Genomic DNA, 15,901 nt, shown 5'->3' with positions numbered 1-15,901 from the left:
GTGCGCCGCCCGGGCGCACGGGAAGAACAAGGCCGGCAACCGCGTGGCGCGGCATGCCGGCCCGGCGGCTCAGGCCACGGTCTCGGCCCGTGTCGGCTCGATCCTGTTCGCGGCTTCCAGACCCCCGGCGAGCGCAGCTTCTCGCTGCTCCGGCCCCAGCGCGGCGCCTTCGGCCAGCACCAGTTCGGGCGCCGTGATGCCCATGAAGCCCAGGATCGCGCGCAGATAGGTCTCGGCATGCTCCATGGAAGCGGCCGGTCCTTCCGAATAGAAGCCGCCCCGCGACAAGGCGAGGATGACGCGCTTGTCGCCCGCAAGGCCCACCGGGCCCTGCTCGGTATAGCGGAACGTCTTGCCGGCAATCGCGATATGGTCCAGCCAGGCCTTGAGCTGGCTCGAAATCGTGAAATTATACATGGGCACGCCGATCACCACGACATCGGCCGCGACAAATTCCTCCAGCACCGCCTGCGCCTCCGGCGTGGCGAAGCCGGGCAGCGTCATGTGCGGCAGGGGATGCTCGGCAAGGTCGCGATATGTGACCGTGGCATCGGGATGGAGAGCCCGCAGGCGGGAGACGACAGCGGCCGACATCGCGCGGCTGAGGGACGCATCCCCCTGGATGCTGGAATCGATGTGAAGCAGATTCATGAAGAGAGCCCTTTCGTGGCGTTGACTGACCGGTATCGCTTTGCAACGAACTAGGAACGCCCCGGGGCCGGGACAAGAACGCATATTTTTGAGGTATAGTCACATGAAGATGACCGTCTCCCGCCACGACGCGGGCGAATGCATGCGGATCACGCAGCTGCTCGGCCGGCTCGGCGACCGCTGGACACTGCCGGTGGTGGTGGCGCTGAGCGAGGGTTCCTTGCGGTTCAACCAGATCCGCCGCGTCGTGGACGGCATCTCGCAGCAGATGCTCACCCGCACCCTGCGCGCGCTGCAGCGGGACGGGATGGTCACCCGCACGGTCCACCCCACCGTGCCTCCGCAGGTCGAATATGCGCTGACCGCCATGGGCCACTCGCTGGCAAAGGAAGGCGAGCGGCTCGGCCAGTGGGTGCTCGCGCATCTGGCGGAGATAGACGGGCACCGCGCCCGCTACGACGAGGAGACCGACGCCGCCTGACGGGCTCTTCAGGCGTGCGGCTCCCTCAGGCGGGGAGCGCTGCCGCCCCCGGGGCATCGGGCTGGCGGTCCGGGTGCGCCGCGGCCACGCGGGGATCGCCCGCGGCATTTTCGGCCGCTTCGACCAGCGCGGGAAAACCCTCCAGCGCCACGCCGAAACGCCGCGCCGTATAGAGCTGCGGCACGAGGCAGCAATCGACCAGCGAGAGCCGCGACCCGAAAGCGAAGCCCCGGCCGTGCTGGCGGATCATGGCTTCAAGGGCGGCGAAGCCGGTGCCGATCCAGTGTCCGATCCAGCGCTTGCGCGCGACCTCGTCCGCCCCCAGCGCATCGCCGAGCCAGCCGAGCACCCGGGCATTTTGAAGCGGGTGGATGTCGCAGGCGATCGCCGCCGCCATCGCGCGGACCATGGCGCGATCGGCGGCCCCCTCGGGCAGCAGCGGCGGATCGGGGCAGGTCTCGTCCAGATATTCGATGATGGCGAGGCTCTGCGTCAGCAGGCCGCCATCCGTCGCCAGCGCGGGCACCAGCCCCTGCGGATTGAGTGCGAGATAATCCGGTGCGCGCTGCGCGCCCGCCCGCAGGTCATGCGCGACCTGCTCATAGGCCAGACCCTTGATGTTGAGCGCGATGCGCACGCGGTAGCTCGCGCCGGAGCGCCAATAGTCATGCAGGATCAGCGGGCCCGGCGCGGTCATGGCGCCGGCGCGATCCGGCCGCGGCATTCGCCAAAGCCGATCCGCGCGAAGCCCGGCGCCTGCGCGAAGGCGGTCATGATGAGCTCGTCGCCATCCTCTAGGAAGGTGCGCTGCTCACCGCCCGGAAGAGCGATCGGCTGCCGGCCGCCCTCGCTCAGCTCCAGCAGGCTTCCCCGGCTCTCGGCCATCTCGCCCGACAAGGTGCCGGTGCCGAGCAGATCGCCCGTGCGCAGATTGCAGCCGTTCGAGCTGTGATGCGCGACGAGCTGCGCGATCGTCCAGTACATGGCGGTCATCGATCCACGGCTGAGCCGATGCGGCGGCAGCCCTGCCGCGCGCATCGCCGCGGTGAGGATGTGGACCTCCATCGTGACGCCGAACGCGCCGGCAGCCTGATCGGCCTCGTCCAGCAGATAAGGCAGCGGCGCGGGATCGCCCTCGGGCCGGGGCGGCTGGGCCGTGCGGAACGGCGCCAGCGCATCCATGGTCACGATCCATGGCGAAACCGACGTATGGAAATTCTTGGCGAGGAAGGGCCCGAGCGGCTGATATTCCCATGCCTGGATATCGCGCGCCGACCAGTCGTTGAGGATCGACAGGCCGGCCACATGGCCGCTCGCCCCGCCGATCGGGATGGGCTGGCCCGGCGCGTTGCCGCTGCCGATCCAGACCGCCATTTCCATCTCATAATCGAGGCGCCGGCACGGGCCGAACATGGGCATGTCCGCATCCGGCGCCTTCACCTGCCCGCGCGGCCGCAACACATCGCCGCCCGAAACCCGCACAGAGGAGGCGCGGCCATGATAGCCGATCGGCACGAACTTGTAATTGGGCAGCAGCGGCGCATCGGGCCGGAACAGCTTGCCCACATTCACCGCATGATGAATGCCGCTGTAGAAATCCGTATATTCGCTGACGGCGACCGGCAGATGCAGCGTGCAGTCGCTTGCCCGGTGCAGCGCCGCCTGCGCCGCCGCTTCGCGCGCCGGATCGGTCAGCAGCGCGAAGAGGCCGTGGCGCAGCGCCCGCAACGCCTCGCTGCCGGCGGAGAGCAGGGCATTGAGCGTCCCCTGCCTGCCCAGCGCGGCGGCGGTCGCCGCCTGCCCTTCCAGCAAGGGCGCGACAGCCGCGAGATCGAGGATATGATCGCCGATCGCGACCCCGCCCCGCGCCTCTCCACCCGGTGGGGAGAAGATGCCCAGCGGCAGGTTCTGCACCGGGAAGTCGGGATGCGCCTGCGCCCCCGGCACCCAGCAGCGGGCCGCCGGATCATGCGTGACATCGGTGCGACTCATGAGTCGGTCGGCTCCTTGTGCAGCCACTCGGCATGGCGCGGCGCCTTCTTCGTGCGCGACCACTCGTCCAGCATCAGCGGCGCCACCCGGGCAAGCTCCTCATATTGCGCCGGGGTGCCGATGTTGCAGGCCAGCTCCAGCCGGTGGCCGTTGGGATCGAAGAAATAGATCGAGCGGAACACGCCGTGCCAGGTGGGACCAAGCACCTTGATGCCCTGCGCTTCCAGATGCGCCTTGGCGGCGAGCAGCGCATCCATGTCCGGCACTTCGAAAGCGAGATGCTGCACCCAGGCGGGCGTATGCTCGTCCCGCCCCATGTCCGGCTGATTGGGCAGCTCGAAGAAGGCCAGCACATTGCCGCCCCCGCAATCGAGGAAGACATGCATATAGGGATCATAGTCGCCAGTGGAGGGGACATGATCCTCGGCGAAGGCCGTGGTGAAGCGCATGCCCATCACGCGCTCATACCATTCCACCGTCTCCTTCGCGTCCCGGCAGCGATAGGCGACATGATGGATGCGGCTCAGGGTGACGGGATGAGTCATGCGCCGGCCTTCTCGTCCGCCAGCACGCCCTTGCGCATCTGCTCGCGTTCCATGGACTTGAAGAGCGCGGTGAAATTGCCTTCGCCAAAGCCCTCGTCGCGCTTGCGCTGGATGAACTCGAAGAAGACCGGGCCCACCATCGTCTGCGAGAAGATCTGGAGCAGCAGGCGCGGGTCACCGTCCTCGGTGGATCCGTCGAGCAGGATGCCCCGGCTCGCCAGCGCCTCGACCGGCTCGCCATGGCCGGGCAGGCGCTCCTCCAGCATCTCGTAATAGGCGTCGGGCGGCGGCGTCATGAACGGGACGCCCAGCGCCTGGAGCCTGTCCCAGGTGGCGATGAGATCGTCGCACAGGAACGCGATATGCTGGATACCCTCGCCATTATAGGCGCGCAGGAACTCCTCGATCTGACCGCCGCCCGCCTTGCCTTCCTCGTTGAGCGGAATGCGGATCAGACCGTCCGGCGCGGTCATCGCCTTGGACGTGAGGCCGGTATATTCGCCCTTGATGTCGAAATAGCGGATCTCCCGGAAATTGAAGATGCGCTCATAATGCGCGGCCCAATGCGCCATCCGCCCGGCATAGACATTGTGCGTGAGATGATCGATCAGCTTCAGCCCGGCGCCTTGCGGATGGCGGTCGACGCCCGGCAGATAATCGAAATCGATGTCGTAGATGGATAGCGCGTCGCCATAACGATCGACGAGATAGACGACCGCGCCGCCGATGCCCCGAATGGCCGGCAGGCGCAGTTCCATCGGCCCCGTCCTGATCTCGACCGCTTCGGCACCGCGCGCCATCACTTCATCCCAGGCCTTGTGCGCGTCGCGCACGCGGAAGGCCATGCCGCAGACGGACGGGCCATGCTCCGCCGCGAAAAAAGCGGCCGGGGAGCCGGGCTCGTAATTGGCGATGAGATTGATGTCGCCCTGCCGCCAGAGATCGACATCCTTGGAGCGGTGGCGCGCGACATGCGTGAAGCCGAGCGCCTGGAACACGGGCTCCAGCACGCCGCGCTCCGGCGCGCAGAACTCCACGAACTCGAACCCGTCGAGCCCGACGGGATTGGGAAATGACTGAAACATCCGGGCATCCTCTCCGACTGTGCGGAATATCGTGTCAATTGATACTATTTTGCCCTTCCGGAGAGATGGTGTCAAATGATACTTCCCACCGCATGACGCAGCGCACTCTCAGGCTGGACGATTTCCTGCCCTATCGCCTCTCCATCGCTTCCAACCTGGTGAGCGACGTGATCGCACGGGCCTATGGCGCGCTGTTCGCGCTGACCGTGCCGGAATGGCGCCTCATCGCGGTGATGGCGGAAAGCGACGGGATCACGCAGCAACAGCTCTGCCTGCGCACGCGCATGGACAAGGTCACGGTCAGCCGGGCCGCGATCGCGCTCGCCGGACGCGGCCTGATCCGCCGCGAGGCACATCCGCAGGACGGCCGCTCCCAGTTGCTGACATTGAGCGAGGAAGGCGCCGAGCTCTACCGCAATGTCGCGCCCAAGGCCCTGGAGCTGGAAGCGCGCATCTTCGGCCAGCTCGACCCCGCCGACCTCACGCTGCTGCGCGACATGCTCGACCGCATTTCCCGCGCGGCGGAACGGCTGGTGGATTAGGGGAGCGGATAGGTTCCGCCTTGGCAGGGAGGCCACTATCGCGTCGCGCTGAGGCGCAGCGCCATGGCTGAATTGTTTTGGAAAGCGGACACTCAATGCAGCCGGAACAGGCTTGCCAATGCCTCTTCAAGTTCAGCATAATCAGTGTCGATGATGCCTTCACATGTATAGCAGGGCGACACCTTGGTGACGACAGCGTTTATGCACTCGTCGAATGTGGGGGCGGTGTAGGAAAACTCCCCTCCGACGATGGCGCACCGCCCCTCCCGATGAAGCTCTAACGTGTAGCTGCTGTCCCAGCCGACGACGCTGCCAATCTTGGTCCACCCTCTTTCCCAACGCTCTGGCTCCAGCAGCGCGAACACCTCGTTGTCACTGTTCATTGAGATGGCGGTGACCGTCTCGGGCGCTGTCCGACGTGTGATTGTCTCGACATAACCAAACAGCGCGATGCAGTTGTCGAAGAGGGCTGCCCCGTTCGCCCATCGGAGGAAATCGACGTAGGCGGGAGCTAATCGCTGGAGCAGGCTTGCCTCTGGCGGCTTAAGCAAAGGTGCATGGAATTTGTGGAGATAGCCGAGCGAACGCTGGTCGGGCAGCTTTCGGATGAACCGGCTGCCGTTCGAAGTGGTCAGTGACGAATCGTCGTCACAATCGAGTAGGCGCGTAACAAAATCGGGCTGCGTCATACGGAAAGGATGCTTGGTTCCGCCAACGTCTGCAATGGGGTTGTCCCGACAGGCTGCTCCTGTAGCAAAATCCCGGATAGCCGCCCTTCCGCGAAGCCATCGAATTTATCGACACCGCCTGAACGGAGCATGCCTTAGTGCCCGGCGGCCGCCATCATGAAGAGCGGACAAGAGCGCCCGACGCGCTCACACCTCCAGCAGCGCATAGGGGCGGCCGAATTTCTCGGACACCACCCATTGCGCGCAATTGTACACGGGGATGCCGCGCAGGGTCTCGCCGGCATAAGTGCCGCGATGTGCATGGCCGTGGACGACCATCTTTACATTCTCGAAGCGGTCGATGGCATCGGCGAGGCGCGAGGAACCGAGGAAAGGGAAGATTTCCAGCGGCTCGCCTTCCACGGTGGCCGCGACCGGCGCATAATGCAGCACGGCGACGGTCCGCTCGGTGCGCAGCGAGCGCAGGCTGTTCTCGAGCTTGCGCGCCTCGTTGATCGATTCATCGACGAACGTCTTGATCGCCGTCTCCCCGAAAGCGCCGAGTTCGCCGCGACCGAAACCGCCGACGAAGCCCTTCACCCCGGCAAAGCCGATGCCCTCGATCTCGACCGCCTGCTCGTCGAGGATGCGGACCCCGGCCTGCTGGAGGATGCGGGCGACTTCCTCGGGCTGGCCGCACTCATAATCATGATTGCCCAGCACGCCGACGATGGGGACCGAGCAGCCGGAGAGATCCTCCGCCAGCCGCTCGGCCTCGCTCGTCTTGCCGAAATTGGTGAGATCGCCGCACAGCGCGAGAATGTCGGCGTTGCGGGAGATTTCCTCGAACATGTCGCGGTAGCGCCGATTATCCTGCTCGGTGACGTGGAGATCGCCGATGGCGGCCACGCGGACGGGATCGGGCCGCTCGGGTTCGGGCCCGGTGTGATCTGGATCAGAGATGGCGTTCATGCTTTTCGTCCATTCCCTTGCCGACAAGATCGGCGAAACCCCATTCGCTGATGTCGACGAGATAGTCGCGGGGCGAAAACAGGCGGCCCCGGCATATGCGGACCTTCGCCGCCGGAAGCTCCGCCTGGGCGTGAAGGCGCTCGACCAGCGTGTCGAACAGCCAGCGCGGGATGAGATCGCGCTCGGTGGGATAAATGAAGCGGAAGTTGAGGATGTGGATGAGCAGAACTTCCCAGTGCAGCTCCATGAGCGACAGGAGACGCTGCCAGTCGATCTGGTCATGCTTCTTGAGGATGGTGTGCGCGACGTCCGCGCCGTCGTAGCGATAGCGATCCTGGATGAAGACCTTCGAGACGATGAACTCGGTCGGCGGCGTCACGCGGACGGTCGTCCCATAGACGTCCGCCGTGTTCGCCTCGACGAACCATGCGTCGGTGATCGGGATGGACGCGGACGACATGTTGAAGATGACGTCGAAGAAATTGTCCCCGGACCAGACTTTCGCGATCCAGCGCTCATCCTCGACCGTGACGTCGTACCCGCTCTCCTTGAAGCGGGCGAGCAGCCGGGGCGCGTCCCCGGGCTTGCAGAAGATGTCGATATCCTTGGTCGGCCGCACGACGCCGGTATGGCAAGTGAGCGCATAGGTCCCCGACAGGAGATAGGGGATGTCCCACTCGTTCAGCAGCTTCAGGCTGTCCGCGTAAAAGGCGGCCGCTTCCGGCGGGGGATCGAAGCTGGGCGGGTCCTGCGACCCCGGAATATCGAGCATGAAATGGGGTCCAGGCTTTGAGGAACTCCCTGAAGAAACGGCGGGACGGGCGGCGGGTTCCGCGATTCCGATCGGGGGACGGCAGGCCCGCCACGCCCCGCCTCACGCGCGCCGGGCGTCAGTCCGATATGGTGGATGAATTGTCATTGTCCTGCGCCGGCACGTCGGTTTCGCCGAGTTGGCCAGTGCCGTGATAGGCCATGTCGCTCTGGCCGCCATGGCCCATGAAACTGCCGGGGTCGGCCTTGCGATCCTTCTTTTTGCCCTGGTGAGGATTGGGATAGGCGCCGCCGCCGCTCTCCCCCTTCCCGCCTCGCCCCTGCGTCGCGGCGCTGGAGACGCCGTCCGGCGCATTGCCATGGGGACGGCCGTCATTGGCTTGCACGGGCTGCTTCCGGCTGTCGCTGTCCTGGCTGGTGTCGTTCCTGTCCGTCATGGCGTTCTGCCTCATCTGCAAGGAGGCCTTGCGACCTCGACCTGTCTGCCTGTCACTCCGGCGGGAAATCGTGCAGTGAAGCTGTTGGTTGCATGGGCCTAACCTGCTTTAGGTCCAATCGACATCCAGCGCTGGCGGCCCCTGTTTTCAACTTTGCGCGCGCGAACGGGCTTTTGGGGTTGATGTTCGGCCGCGATGTGCCGAATGCCGGAAAGAAATGGCAGGAGACGGATCGAGGCGACGTGTCTCGAGTTTAACGGAACCATGGCACAGGCATCGCTCCCTTCTTCCCCGCTCCGCCTGCCCCTGTTCAGGGCGGTCTGGATGGCGAGCCTCGCGTCGAACTTCGGCGGCCTCGTCCAGTCGGTCGGCGCGTCCTGGACGATGGCGAGCATGGGCGCCTCCGCCGAGATGGTGGCTCTGGTCCAGTCGTCGGTCAGCCTGCCGATCGTGCTGCTTTCGCTCTGGGCCGGCGCGGTGGCGGACAATCTCGATCGCCGCAAGGTGATGCTCTGCGCGCAGTCCTTCATGCTCGTGGCTTCCGTCATCCTGGCGCTGGCGGCCTGGGCGGGCCTGCTCACGCCCTGGGCGTTGCTGGGCTTCACCTTCCTCATCGGCTGCGGCACCGCCGTGAACGGCCCGGCCTGGCAAGCCTCTGTCGGCGAGATGGTGCCGCGCCCCATGCTGCCCGAAGCGGTGGCGCTCAACAGCATGGGTTTCAATATCGCGCGCAGCCTTGGCCCGGCCATCGGCGGCGCCATCGTCGCGGTCGCGGGCGCGGCGGCGGCGTTCGCGACCAATGCGGTGAGCTATGTCGGGCTCATCCTGGTGCTCGCGCGCTGGAAGCCGGACAGGCCGCCGCGCACCCTGCCGCGCGAGAGCCTCGGCCTCGCGATGCTGGCCGGCGTGCGCTATGTGAGCCTTTCCCCCGCGATCCGCATCGTCCTCGTCCGCGCCATCATCTTCGGCGTGCCGGGCGCCGCCATTCCCGCGATGATGCCGCTGGTGGCGCGCGACCTCATTGCCGGCGGGCCGCTGACCTACGGCATTCTGCTTGGCGCATTCGGTATCGGCGCGGTGGGGGGTGCGCTCGCCAGCCGCAGGCTGCGCAGCCGGTTCTCGACCGAGATGATCGTGCGCCTCGCATCGCTGGCGGTGGCGACCGGCGCGTGCCTGACCGCGTTCCTCGGCTATCTCCTGCCTACCCTCGTCGCGCTCGCGCTGGCGGGCGGCGGCTGGGTCCTCGCGCTCTCGACCTTCAATGTCAGCGTCCAGATGGCCTCGCCCCGCTGGGTGGTGGCACGGGCGCTGGCGCTTTATCAGATGGCCGCGTTCGGCGGTCTCGCGGCGGGGAGCTGGCTCTTCGGCGTCCTGGCCGACCATCACGGCGTGGCCGCCGCGCTGGCCATCGCCTCGGTGGTCCAACTGCTGGGACTGGCGCTGGCCTTCCTGATGCCGCTGCCCGCCATCGAGGACCTCGACCTGGCGCCCGCGGACGGCTGGCGGGAACCCGAGACTGCGCTGCGGATCGAGCCGCGCAGCGGGCCCATCGTCGTCACGATCGAATATCGGGTCGCCGAGGAGAATGTGCCGCGCTTCCTCGCCGCCATGGACGAGCGCAAGCGCATCCGCCGGCGCGACGGCGCCAGCCATTGGACGCTGCTGCGCGACTTGGCCGAGCCGCAGCTCTGGGTCGAGCGCTATCATGTCGCGACCTGGCTCGATTATGTCCGGCACAATCGCCGGCGCACCAAGGCCGATCAGGCCAATACGGAGGAACTGCGGAGCTTGCGGATCGAGGGCACCGAGCCGGTCGTCCATCGCCGGATCGAGCGCCAGACCAGTTCGCTGCCCCGCTCCCGCGCGCCGGATGCAGGCGAGCTCGATCCCATGACCGACCCCAGCCGGTTCAGCTAGGCAGGCTTCAGCGAGACAGGACGCGAAGGCCCGGCCGGGCGGTCAGCCCGCGAGCCCCGCCAGTGTCGCGAGGCCGAGAAAGGCCAGGAAGCCCATCGAATCGGTAATCATGGTGACGAAGATCGACGAGGCGACGGCCGGATCGATATTGAACCGGTCGAACATCAGCGGGATCGACGCGCCGGCCACGCCCGCCGTGACGATGTTGGTCATCATCGCCGCCGCGATGACCGCGCCGAGCTGCGGATTGCCGAACACGATCATCACGCCGAGCCCGAGCAGCGTCGCGACGGTCACGCCATTGAGCAGCGCCACCCGGATCTCGCGCAGCACCGTGCGCCATGTGTTCGATGCGGTGATCTGGTTGGTCGCCAGCGCGCGGACCGTCACCGCCATCGTCTGGCTGCCGGCATTGCCGCCGACCCCGGCGACGATCGGCATCAGCGTGGCAAGCGCCACCATTTCCTCGATGGTGTGCTCGAACATGCCGATCACGAAGGAAGCGAGCAGCGCTGTCAGGAGATTGGAGATCAGCCAGCGCACGCGCGCCCTGTAGCTGTCCAACACCGGCTCGTTGATGTCGCCATCGCCGGCGCCGGAAAGCCGCAGGATGTCCTCGCCCGCTTCCTCCTGGATGATATGCACCACGTCGTCGACCGTGATCATGCCCACGAGGCGCCCGGCGGGATCAACCACCGCCGCCGAGATGAGCGCATATTTCTGGAAGCGCAGCGCCAGCTCTTCCTGATCCATGTCGACCGGGATGAGCGTCTGCTCGCGCTTCATCACGTCGGTCATGGCGATGTCGCGCGGGCAGCGCAGCACCCAGCTCAGCTGGCAGGTGCCGATCGGCCGATGCGCCGCGTCGACGACGAAGATCTCCCAGAAATCCGACGTGAGATCGACGGTGTCGCGCAGATAATCGATGGTCTGGCCGACAGTCCAGTGCTCCGGCACCGCGACCAGATCGCGCTGCATGATGCGGCCGGCGCTTTCCTCCGGATAGGACAGCGCGTTCTCGATGGCGGCCCGGTCCTCGGGCTCCATCGCGTCCAGCACGGCCTGCTGGTCCGCCTTGTCGAGATCCTCGATGATGGCGACCGCATCGTCGGTATCCAGTTCCGACGCCAGCTCGGCGAGCTGTGCGGGCTCCAGCGCATCAACGACCGTGTCGCGCACATAGTCGTTCAGTTCCGAGAGCACCTCGGCACTGACCAGATCGCCCAGCGCCGCGGCGACGGCGGCGCGCCTGTCCTCCGGGGTCAGCTCGATGAGGTCGGCGACGTCGGCGGGATGCAGCGGATAGACCAGCGCCCGCGCGTCCTCGTCCCGCCCGGCCTCGACCGCGTCCAGGACGGCGGAGACGAACTCGGGCTTCAGCCGGTCGTCCTCGTCGAGATTGGTCTCGATCGCGATGTCGAGCTCATCGGAGGACGCGTCCAGGCGATGCGCGGCGTCGGACTCGCTCATGCGGCGTCTCCCTTTCCCGCGCCCGCCCCCGTGGCCGCGCCATCCCCACCCTTTCGCCCAAGGCTTTCGCAAATGCAACACGCGCCGGGCATCCCGGCAGGGCGGTTTCCGACGATCCGATGCCATCCCCGGCACGTTCCGGCCCGCCCGGGATCATTTTCCCGACCCGGCGAGCGGCCCGACCGCCTCTTAGGCCTTGCAACGACCCGGGCGGCCCTCCATGTGCCGGGCAGCCAGCCCCCCGCCGCATCGCGCGGCGAAAGAAGGAGTTCTCCAAGATGGCCGATCAAACGCTTACCCTGACGCTCGACACGGGCGATGTCGTCATCCAGCTACGCCCGGACCTCGCGCCCGGCCATGTGGAGCGGATCACCACGCTCGCGAAGGAAGGCTTCTATGACGGCGTGGTGTTCCACCGCGTCATCCCCGGCTTCATGGCGCAGGGTGGCGACCCGACCGGCACCGGCATGGGCGGTTCGGAAATGCCGGACCTCAAGGCCGAGTTCAACACCGAGCCGCATGTGCGCGGCGTGTGCTCGATGGCCCGCGCGAGCAACCCGAACAGCGCCAACAGCCAGTTCTTCATCTGCTTCGACGACGCGACGTTCCTCGACCGCCAGTACACGGTGTGGGGCGTGGTGACCGAAGGCATGGAGCATGTCGACGCGCTGCCCAAGGGCGAGCCGCCCGCAAAGCCGGGCAAGATCATCAAGGCGACGGTGAACTGAACAACAAACGCGGCCGGCGGAGGACAGGGCAAGTCCTCTGCTGACCGCTGTACAATATAACTGAACGCAAAATGAATAGGCCCCGCAGTGTCATCTAAATGACACAGTGGGGCCTCTCCACTTTTGCGCCACAATTCATTCGGGAACGGTTCATGCGCTGAGCTCATTTTTGGCAGGCGATCGACGCGGTTCGATCGTGATTGCGGGCACAGCCCGCTTCGTCAAAAAACAGAAGGTTCAGTATCATGAAATCTCTTCCCCTCACTGCCCTTGCTCTTGCGCTTGGCGCGGGCATGTCCGCGCCGGCCCTGGCCCAGGACACGACCGACAACAGCAGCCGGTTCGAGCCTTATGTCGGCGTGCTGGGCGGCCTCCACGATTTCGACAACGACCAGTATAACGGCAGCCCGCCGAGCGGCTATCGCGGCTGGCTCGTGGAAGGCGTCGCCGGCGCCAACTATAATTTCGGCAAGCTCGTCGTCGGTGCCGAGGGCGCCGTGGCGAAGGGCGTCGATAAGGACATCAACTGGGAATATACCGCCGCGGGCCGCGTCGGCTTCAAGGCCGGCAAGGACAGCCTGTTCTTCGCCCGGGCCGGCTACCAGTGGACCAAGTTCGACGATTCCGCCCGCCCGGCGGTCTCCACCAATCGCCACTATGACGGCACGATCTACGGCTTCGGCGTGGAACTCTCCCCCGCCGACATGGGTGGCACGGCAGACCGCAGCAACATGCGCCTGCGCGCGCAGATCGACACGCGCGGAGACTTCCACAGCTTCCGTCCGATGGTCGGCGTGGTCGCCAAGTTCTGATCGCCCCGGCGATCGCCTGAATGAAGACGAAACGGCCGGGCCCCTCCCCGGCCGTTTCCCTTTTTGAGGGGCAGGCCGCAGGAAAGCCGCGCCTCAGCCGCTGTTGCGCAGCGCCGTCGCGATGGCGTTGATCGACAGTTCGATCCCTTCGCGGATGCGCGGATCGTCCTCGCCGCTCCGGTGGCGCTTCAGCAATTCGACCTGCAGCAGGTTGAGCGGCTCGATATAGGGCAGCCGCAGCCGGATCGAGGCATCGAGCGCCGGGCTGTCCGCCAGCAGATAGGGCTGGCCGGTCGCGCTCAGCAGCCTGTCATGGGCAAGCTGCCACCCATCGCGGATGCGGCCGAAGATCGCATCGCCCGCCTCCCTGTCCTCGACCAGCGGCAGATAATGGGCAGCGATGCCGAGATCCGACTTGGCGAGCACCATCTCCATGTTCGCCATGCTGGCGCGGAAGAAGGCCCAGCCCTGCGCCATGTCACGCAGCAGCGCATCGTCGCCAAATTCCTTCAGCGCCTGCCCCACGCCATACCAGCCCGGCAGCATCACGCGCGCCTGTGCCCAGGAGAAAACCCATGGGATGGCGCGCAGATCCTCGATGCGGCTGCTTTTGGTGCGGCTCGCCGGGCGGGAGCCGATCTTGAGACCGCTGATCTCCTGGATGGGCGTGAGCTGCCGGAAGAAATCCCGGAAGCCCGGCGTCTCGTAGACCAGGTCCCGATAAGAACGGAAGGCCAGCGCCGAGATGCGGTCCATCGCCGCGGAGAAGCGGGCGCTATCGCGCGGGGAGAGCTGCTCGGGCTCGAGACTGGCGAGGATGGCGGCGCTGGTCACGGCTTCCAGATTGGTCCGCGCGCTTTCCTGCGTGCCATATTTGGCGGCGATGACCTCGCCCTGCTCGGTGATGCGGATGCGCCCCTGCACCGTGCCGGGCGGCTGCGCCTGGATGGCCGCGAAGGAAGAGCCGCCGCCGCGCCCCACCGCGCCGCCACGCCCGTGGAAGAGCTGCATGGAGACGCCTGCCGCCTCGAACACCGGCGCCAGTGCCTTGCTCGCTTCGTGCAGGCTCCAGGTGGAGGTGAGATAGCCGCCATCCTTGTTGGAGTCGGAATAGCCGATCATCACTTCCTGATGGCCGCGCGCACGGACGAGCGCGCCGATCTCCGGCAATTCGAAATAGGCCGTCATGATGCCCGGCGCATTCTCAAGGTCGGCGATGGTCTCGAACAGCGGCACCGCCATGATCGGTGCCCGGGGTGGCTCGGCGCCGTCGGCCGCTTTCCACAGCCCCGCTTCCTTGAGCAGGATGTTCACTTCCAGCATGTCCGAGACGGTCTCGGCCTTGGAAATGAGATAATGGGTGATGCAGGCCGGCCCATAGAGCCGGTGCGCCTCGGCCGCCGCCTCGACGATGGCGAGTTCGGTCGTCGTCTCCTCGCTGTAATCGGCGAAATGCGTGCCGAGCGGACGGTTGTGCGCCAGTTCCCGCCGCAGCAGCGCGACGCGCGCGTCCTCGTCCAGCGCCAGATAATCCGGTTCGACGCCCGCCACCTTCAGCAGCTCGGCGACGACGCGCTCGTGGACCGCGCTGTTCTGGCGCATGTCCAGCGTGGCGAGATGGAAGCCGAAAATCTCGACGGCACGGATGAGCCGCGCGAGCCCGCCCCCGGACCCGAGCGCGCCATTGCCTTCCACCGCCAGACCCCGGCCGAGCGTGACGAGATCGGCCCGCAGCGCGGCGGCATCGGGATAAGGCTCGCCCCTGAGCTTGGCGGGACGCGGGGCCGGCTGGCCGGTCAGCGCCTCGTAATTGGCGGCGACCCGGGCATAGATGCCCGCGACGGCGCGCCGATAAGGCTCGTCCCGCCGGCTCGGCGCATCATCGCCGCTCGCCGCCGCCAGCTCCCGGATCGGCGCGGGGACGGCGGCCAGCTCGCTGGAGATGGAGAGTTGCGCGCCAAGCTCGTGCAGTGCCTCCATGTAGAAGCGCAGCGTGGAGCCGCTGGCCCGGCCAAGCGCGAGCCGCAGTTGATCGGCCTGCACGAAGGGATTGCCGTCCCGGTCCCCGCCGATCCATGTACCCAGCCGCAGGAAGCCCGGCACCCGCGCCCCCATCACCCGGTCCCAGCGCGCATAGAGGCCGGGCAGTACCGGCATGAAGATGTCGCGGAAATAGGACAGCGCATTGTCGATCTCGTCGCGCACGAACAGGCGTTCGCGGCGCAGCGGGCGCGTCTGCCAGAGCAGCGCGATCTGCCGGCTGATCGCTTCCTCGATAAGCTCGCCCTGCGGCGTCTCCGTGGCGCCGGTGTCGCGCAGCGCCATCAGGTCAGCGATCACGTTGCGATGATCGATCATCGACTTGCGGCGCACCTCCGTGGGGTGCGCCGTGAGGACGGGAACGACCAGCGCTTTCTGCAACAGCGCGATGACATCCGCCGGGGCGATGCCGTCCTTCTCCAGCTTCGCGATCGCGCTGGCGACGTCCGCGCCCGGCTCGGCGGCGATGCCCTGCCGGTCCTCCGCCAGATTGGCCAGCATGGAAAACAGCATGAAGCCGCGCACGAAAGCGAGCGTATCGTCCAGGGTGAGCGCCGAGAGACCGGTGTCCACCCCTTCGGGCGGGGCCACGCCGCGCGCACGATCGACCGAGGTGGAGCGGATATATTCGGTCTGGCGGAACAGCCGGTCCCCGCCATAGACGCGGATCACATCGCCCAGCAGCCGCCCGAGATAGCGGATGTCCGGATTCTGCGTGATGGGCGGGCGTGCCGGAGCCATGGCATCATGCTGCATTGCAGCGTGGCGATGGTCAAGGACGGATTGGCCG

Annotated in this window: 16 protein-coding genes; 5 read left to right on the top strand and 11 right to left on the bottom strand. The window is 66.6% G+C overall.

Translation table 11 applies throughout. From position 1 onward, the window contains the following. Positions 1 to 69: 69 nt before the first annotated feature. Positions 70 to 651, bottom strand: coding sequence for an FMN-dependent NADH-azoreductase (locus tag HNP60_RS03000; protein WP_184150045.1), 582 nt, complete (start codon positions 649 to 651; stop codon positions 70 to 72). A gap of 103 nt (positions 652 to 754) precedes the next feature. Between HNP60_RS03000 and HNP60_RS02995 the strand changes: the two genes are divergently transcribed. After that, entirely contained in the window at positions 755 to 1,132 is a 378-nt protein-coding gene (locus tag HNP60_RS02995; RefSeq protein WP_184050931.1) for a winged helix-turn-helix transcriptional regulator, read from the top strand. Positions 1,133 to 1,157: 25 nt separating this feature from the next. Here the strand turns inward: HNP60_RS02995 and maiA are convergent, their stop codons facing one another. The 4 genes from maiA to hppD are packed head-to-tail and all read right to left on the bottom strand — an operon-like array spanning position 1,158 to position 4,754. Next, positions 1,158 to 1,829 carry a maleylacetoacetate isomerase gene (maiA, locus tag HNP60_RS02990; protein ID WP_184150042.1) on the bottom strand — a complete coding sequence of 224 codons (672 nt, stop codon included), beginning with the start codon at positions 1,827 to 1,829 and terminating at the stop codon, positions 1,158 to 1,160. Then, on the bottom strand, positions 1,826 to 3,124 hold the full coding sequence (gene fahA / locus HNP60_RS02985; protein WP_184150039.1) for a fumarylacetoacetase: 1,299 nt from the start codon (positions 3,122 to 3,124) through the stop codon (positions 1,826 to 1,828). The genes maiA and fahA overlap by 4 nt, the downstream gene beginning before the upstream one ends. Then, positions 3,121 to 3,669, bottom strand: a complete 549-nt coding sequence (locus HNP60_RS02980; RefSeq protein WP_184150036.1) for a VOC family protein — start codon at positions 3,667 to 3,669, stop codon at positions 3,121 to 3,123. Before HNP60_RS02980 ends, fahA begins: the two co-directional genes overlap by 4 nt. Then, a complete protein-coding gene (hppD, locus tag HNP60_RS02975; RefSeq protein ID WP_184150033.1) occupies positions 3,666 to 4,754 on the bottom strand; it encodes a 4-hydroxyphenylpyruvate dioxygenase in 1,089 nt (362 codons plus the stop codon). The genes HNP60_RS02980 and hppD overlap by 4 nt, the downstream gene beginning before the upstream one ends. A 92-nt stretch (positions 4,755 to 4,846) precedes the next feature. Between hppD and HNP60_RS02970 the strand changes: the two genes are divergently transcribed. Beyond that, on the top strand, positions 4,847 to 5,296 hold the full coding sequence (locus HNP60_RS02970; RefSeq protein ID WP_184053692.1) for a MarR family winged helix-turn-helix transcriptional regulator: 450 nt from the start codon (positions 4,847 to 4,849) through the stop codon (positions 5,294 to 5,296). Positions 5,297 to 5,388: 92 nt separating this feature from the next. Here the strand turns inward: HNP60_RS02970 and HNP60_RS02965 are convergent, their stop codons facing one another. From HNP60_RS02965 to HNP60_RS02950, 4 genes are all read right to left on the bottom strand, one after another. Then, complete coding sequence (locus tag HNP60_RS02965; protein ID WP_184150026.1) at positions 5,389 to 5,985, bottom strand: SMI1/KNR4 family protein; 597 nt, start codon at positions 5,983 to 5,985, stop codon at positions 5,389 to 5,391. Between the two features lie 186 nt (positions 5,986 to 6,171). Next, on the bottom strand, positions 6,172 to 6,936 hold the full coding sequence (locus HNP60_RS02960) for a metallophosphoesterase family protein (RefSeq protein WP_184150023.1): 765 nt from the start codon (positions 6,934 to 6,936) through the stop codon (positions 6,172 to 6,174). Then, positions 6,920 to 7,708, bottom strand: a complete 789-nt coding sequence (locus HNP60_RS02955) for a nucleotidyltransferase family protein (protein WP_184150021.1) — start codon at positions 7,706 to 7,708, stop codon at positions 6,920 to 6,922. The genes HNP60_RS02960 and HNP60_RS02955 overlap by 17 nt, the downstream gene beginning before the upstream one ends. Before the next feature lie 118 nt (positions 7,709 to 7,826). Continuing rightward, on the bottom strand, positions 7,827 to 8,144 hold the full coding sequence (locus HNP60_RS02950) for a hypothetical protein (protein ID WP_184150018.1): 318 nt from the start codon (positions 8,142 to 8,144) through the stop codon (positions 7,827 to 7,829). 264 nt (positions 8,145 to 8,408) lie between these two features. Here HNP60_RS02950 and HNP60_RS02945 point away from each other — a divergent pair, with 264 nt between their 5' ends. After that, positions 8,409 to 10,061: an MFS transporter gene (locus tag HNP60_RS02945; protein ID WP_184150015.1), complete on the top strand. Its 1,653-nt coding sequence runs from the start codon at positions 8,409 to 8,411 to the stop codon at positions 10,059 to 10,061. Positions 10,062 to 10,103: 42 nt separating this feature from the next. On the opposite strand, the gene mgtE is transcribed toward HNP60_RS02945, so the two are convergent. Then, positions 10,104 to 11,531 (bottom strand): magnesium transporter, encoded by a 1,428-nt coding sequence (gene mgtE / locus HNP60_RS02940; RefSeq protein ID WP_184150012.1) that lies wholly within the window; start codon positions 11,529 to 11,531, stop codon positions 10,104 to 10,106. A gap of 278 nt (positions 11,532 to 11,809) precedes the next feature. Between mgtE and HNP60_RS02935 the strand changes: the two genes are divergently transcribed. Both HNP60_RS02935 and HNP60_RS02930 read left to right on the top strand, forming a co-directional pair. Further along, positions 11,810 to 12,259 (top strand): peptidylprolyl isomerase, encoded by a 450-nt coding sequence (locus HNP60_RS02935; protein WP_184050950.1) that lies wholly within the window; start codon positions 11,810 to 11,812, stop codon positions 12,257 to 12,259. A 245-nt stretch (positions 12,260 to 12,504) separates the two neighbouring features. After that, positions 12,505 to 13,071 carry an outer membrane protein gene (locus HNP60_RS02930; RefSeq protein WP_014074954.1) on the top strand — a complete coding sequence of 189 codons (567 nt, stop codon included), beginning with the start codon at positions 12,505 to 12,507 and terminating at the stop codon, positions 13,069 to 13,071. Between the two features lie 93 nt (positions 13,072 to 13,164). Here HNP60_RS02930 and ppc read toward each other — a convergent pair whose 3' ends face one another. Continuing rightward, positions 13,165 to 15,852, bottom strand: coding sequence for a phosphoenolpyruvate carboxylase (gene ppc / locus HNP60_RS02925; RefSeq protein ID WP_260394619.1), 2,688 nt, complete (start codon positions 15,850 to 15,852; stop codon positions 13,165 to 13,167). Positions 15,853 to 15,901: the final 49 nt, after the last annotated feature.

The organism is Sphingobium lignivorans, assembly GCF_014203955.1.
Classification (GTDB): domain Bacteria; phylum Pseudomonadota; class Alphaproteobacteria; order Sphingomonadales; family Sphingomonadaceae; genus Sphingobium; species Sphingobium lignivorans.
The sequence above is the reverse complement of the archived record's forward strand: the minus strand, read 5'-3'. Positions and strand labels throughout refer to the sequence as shown.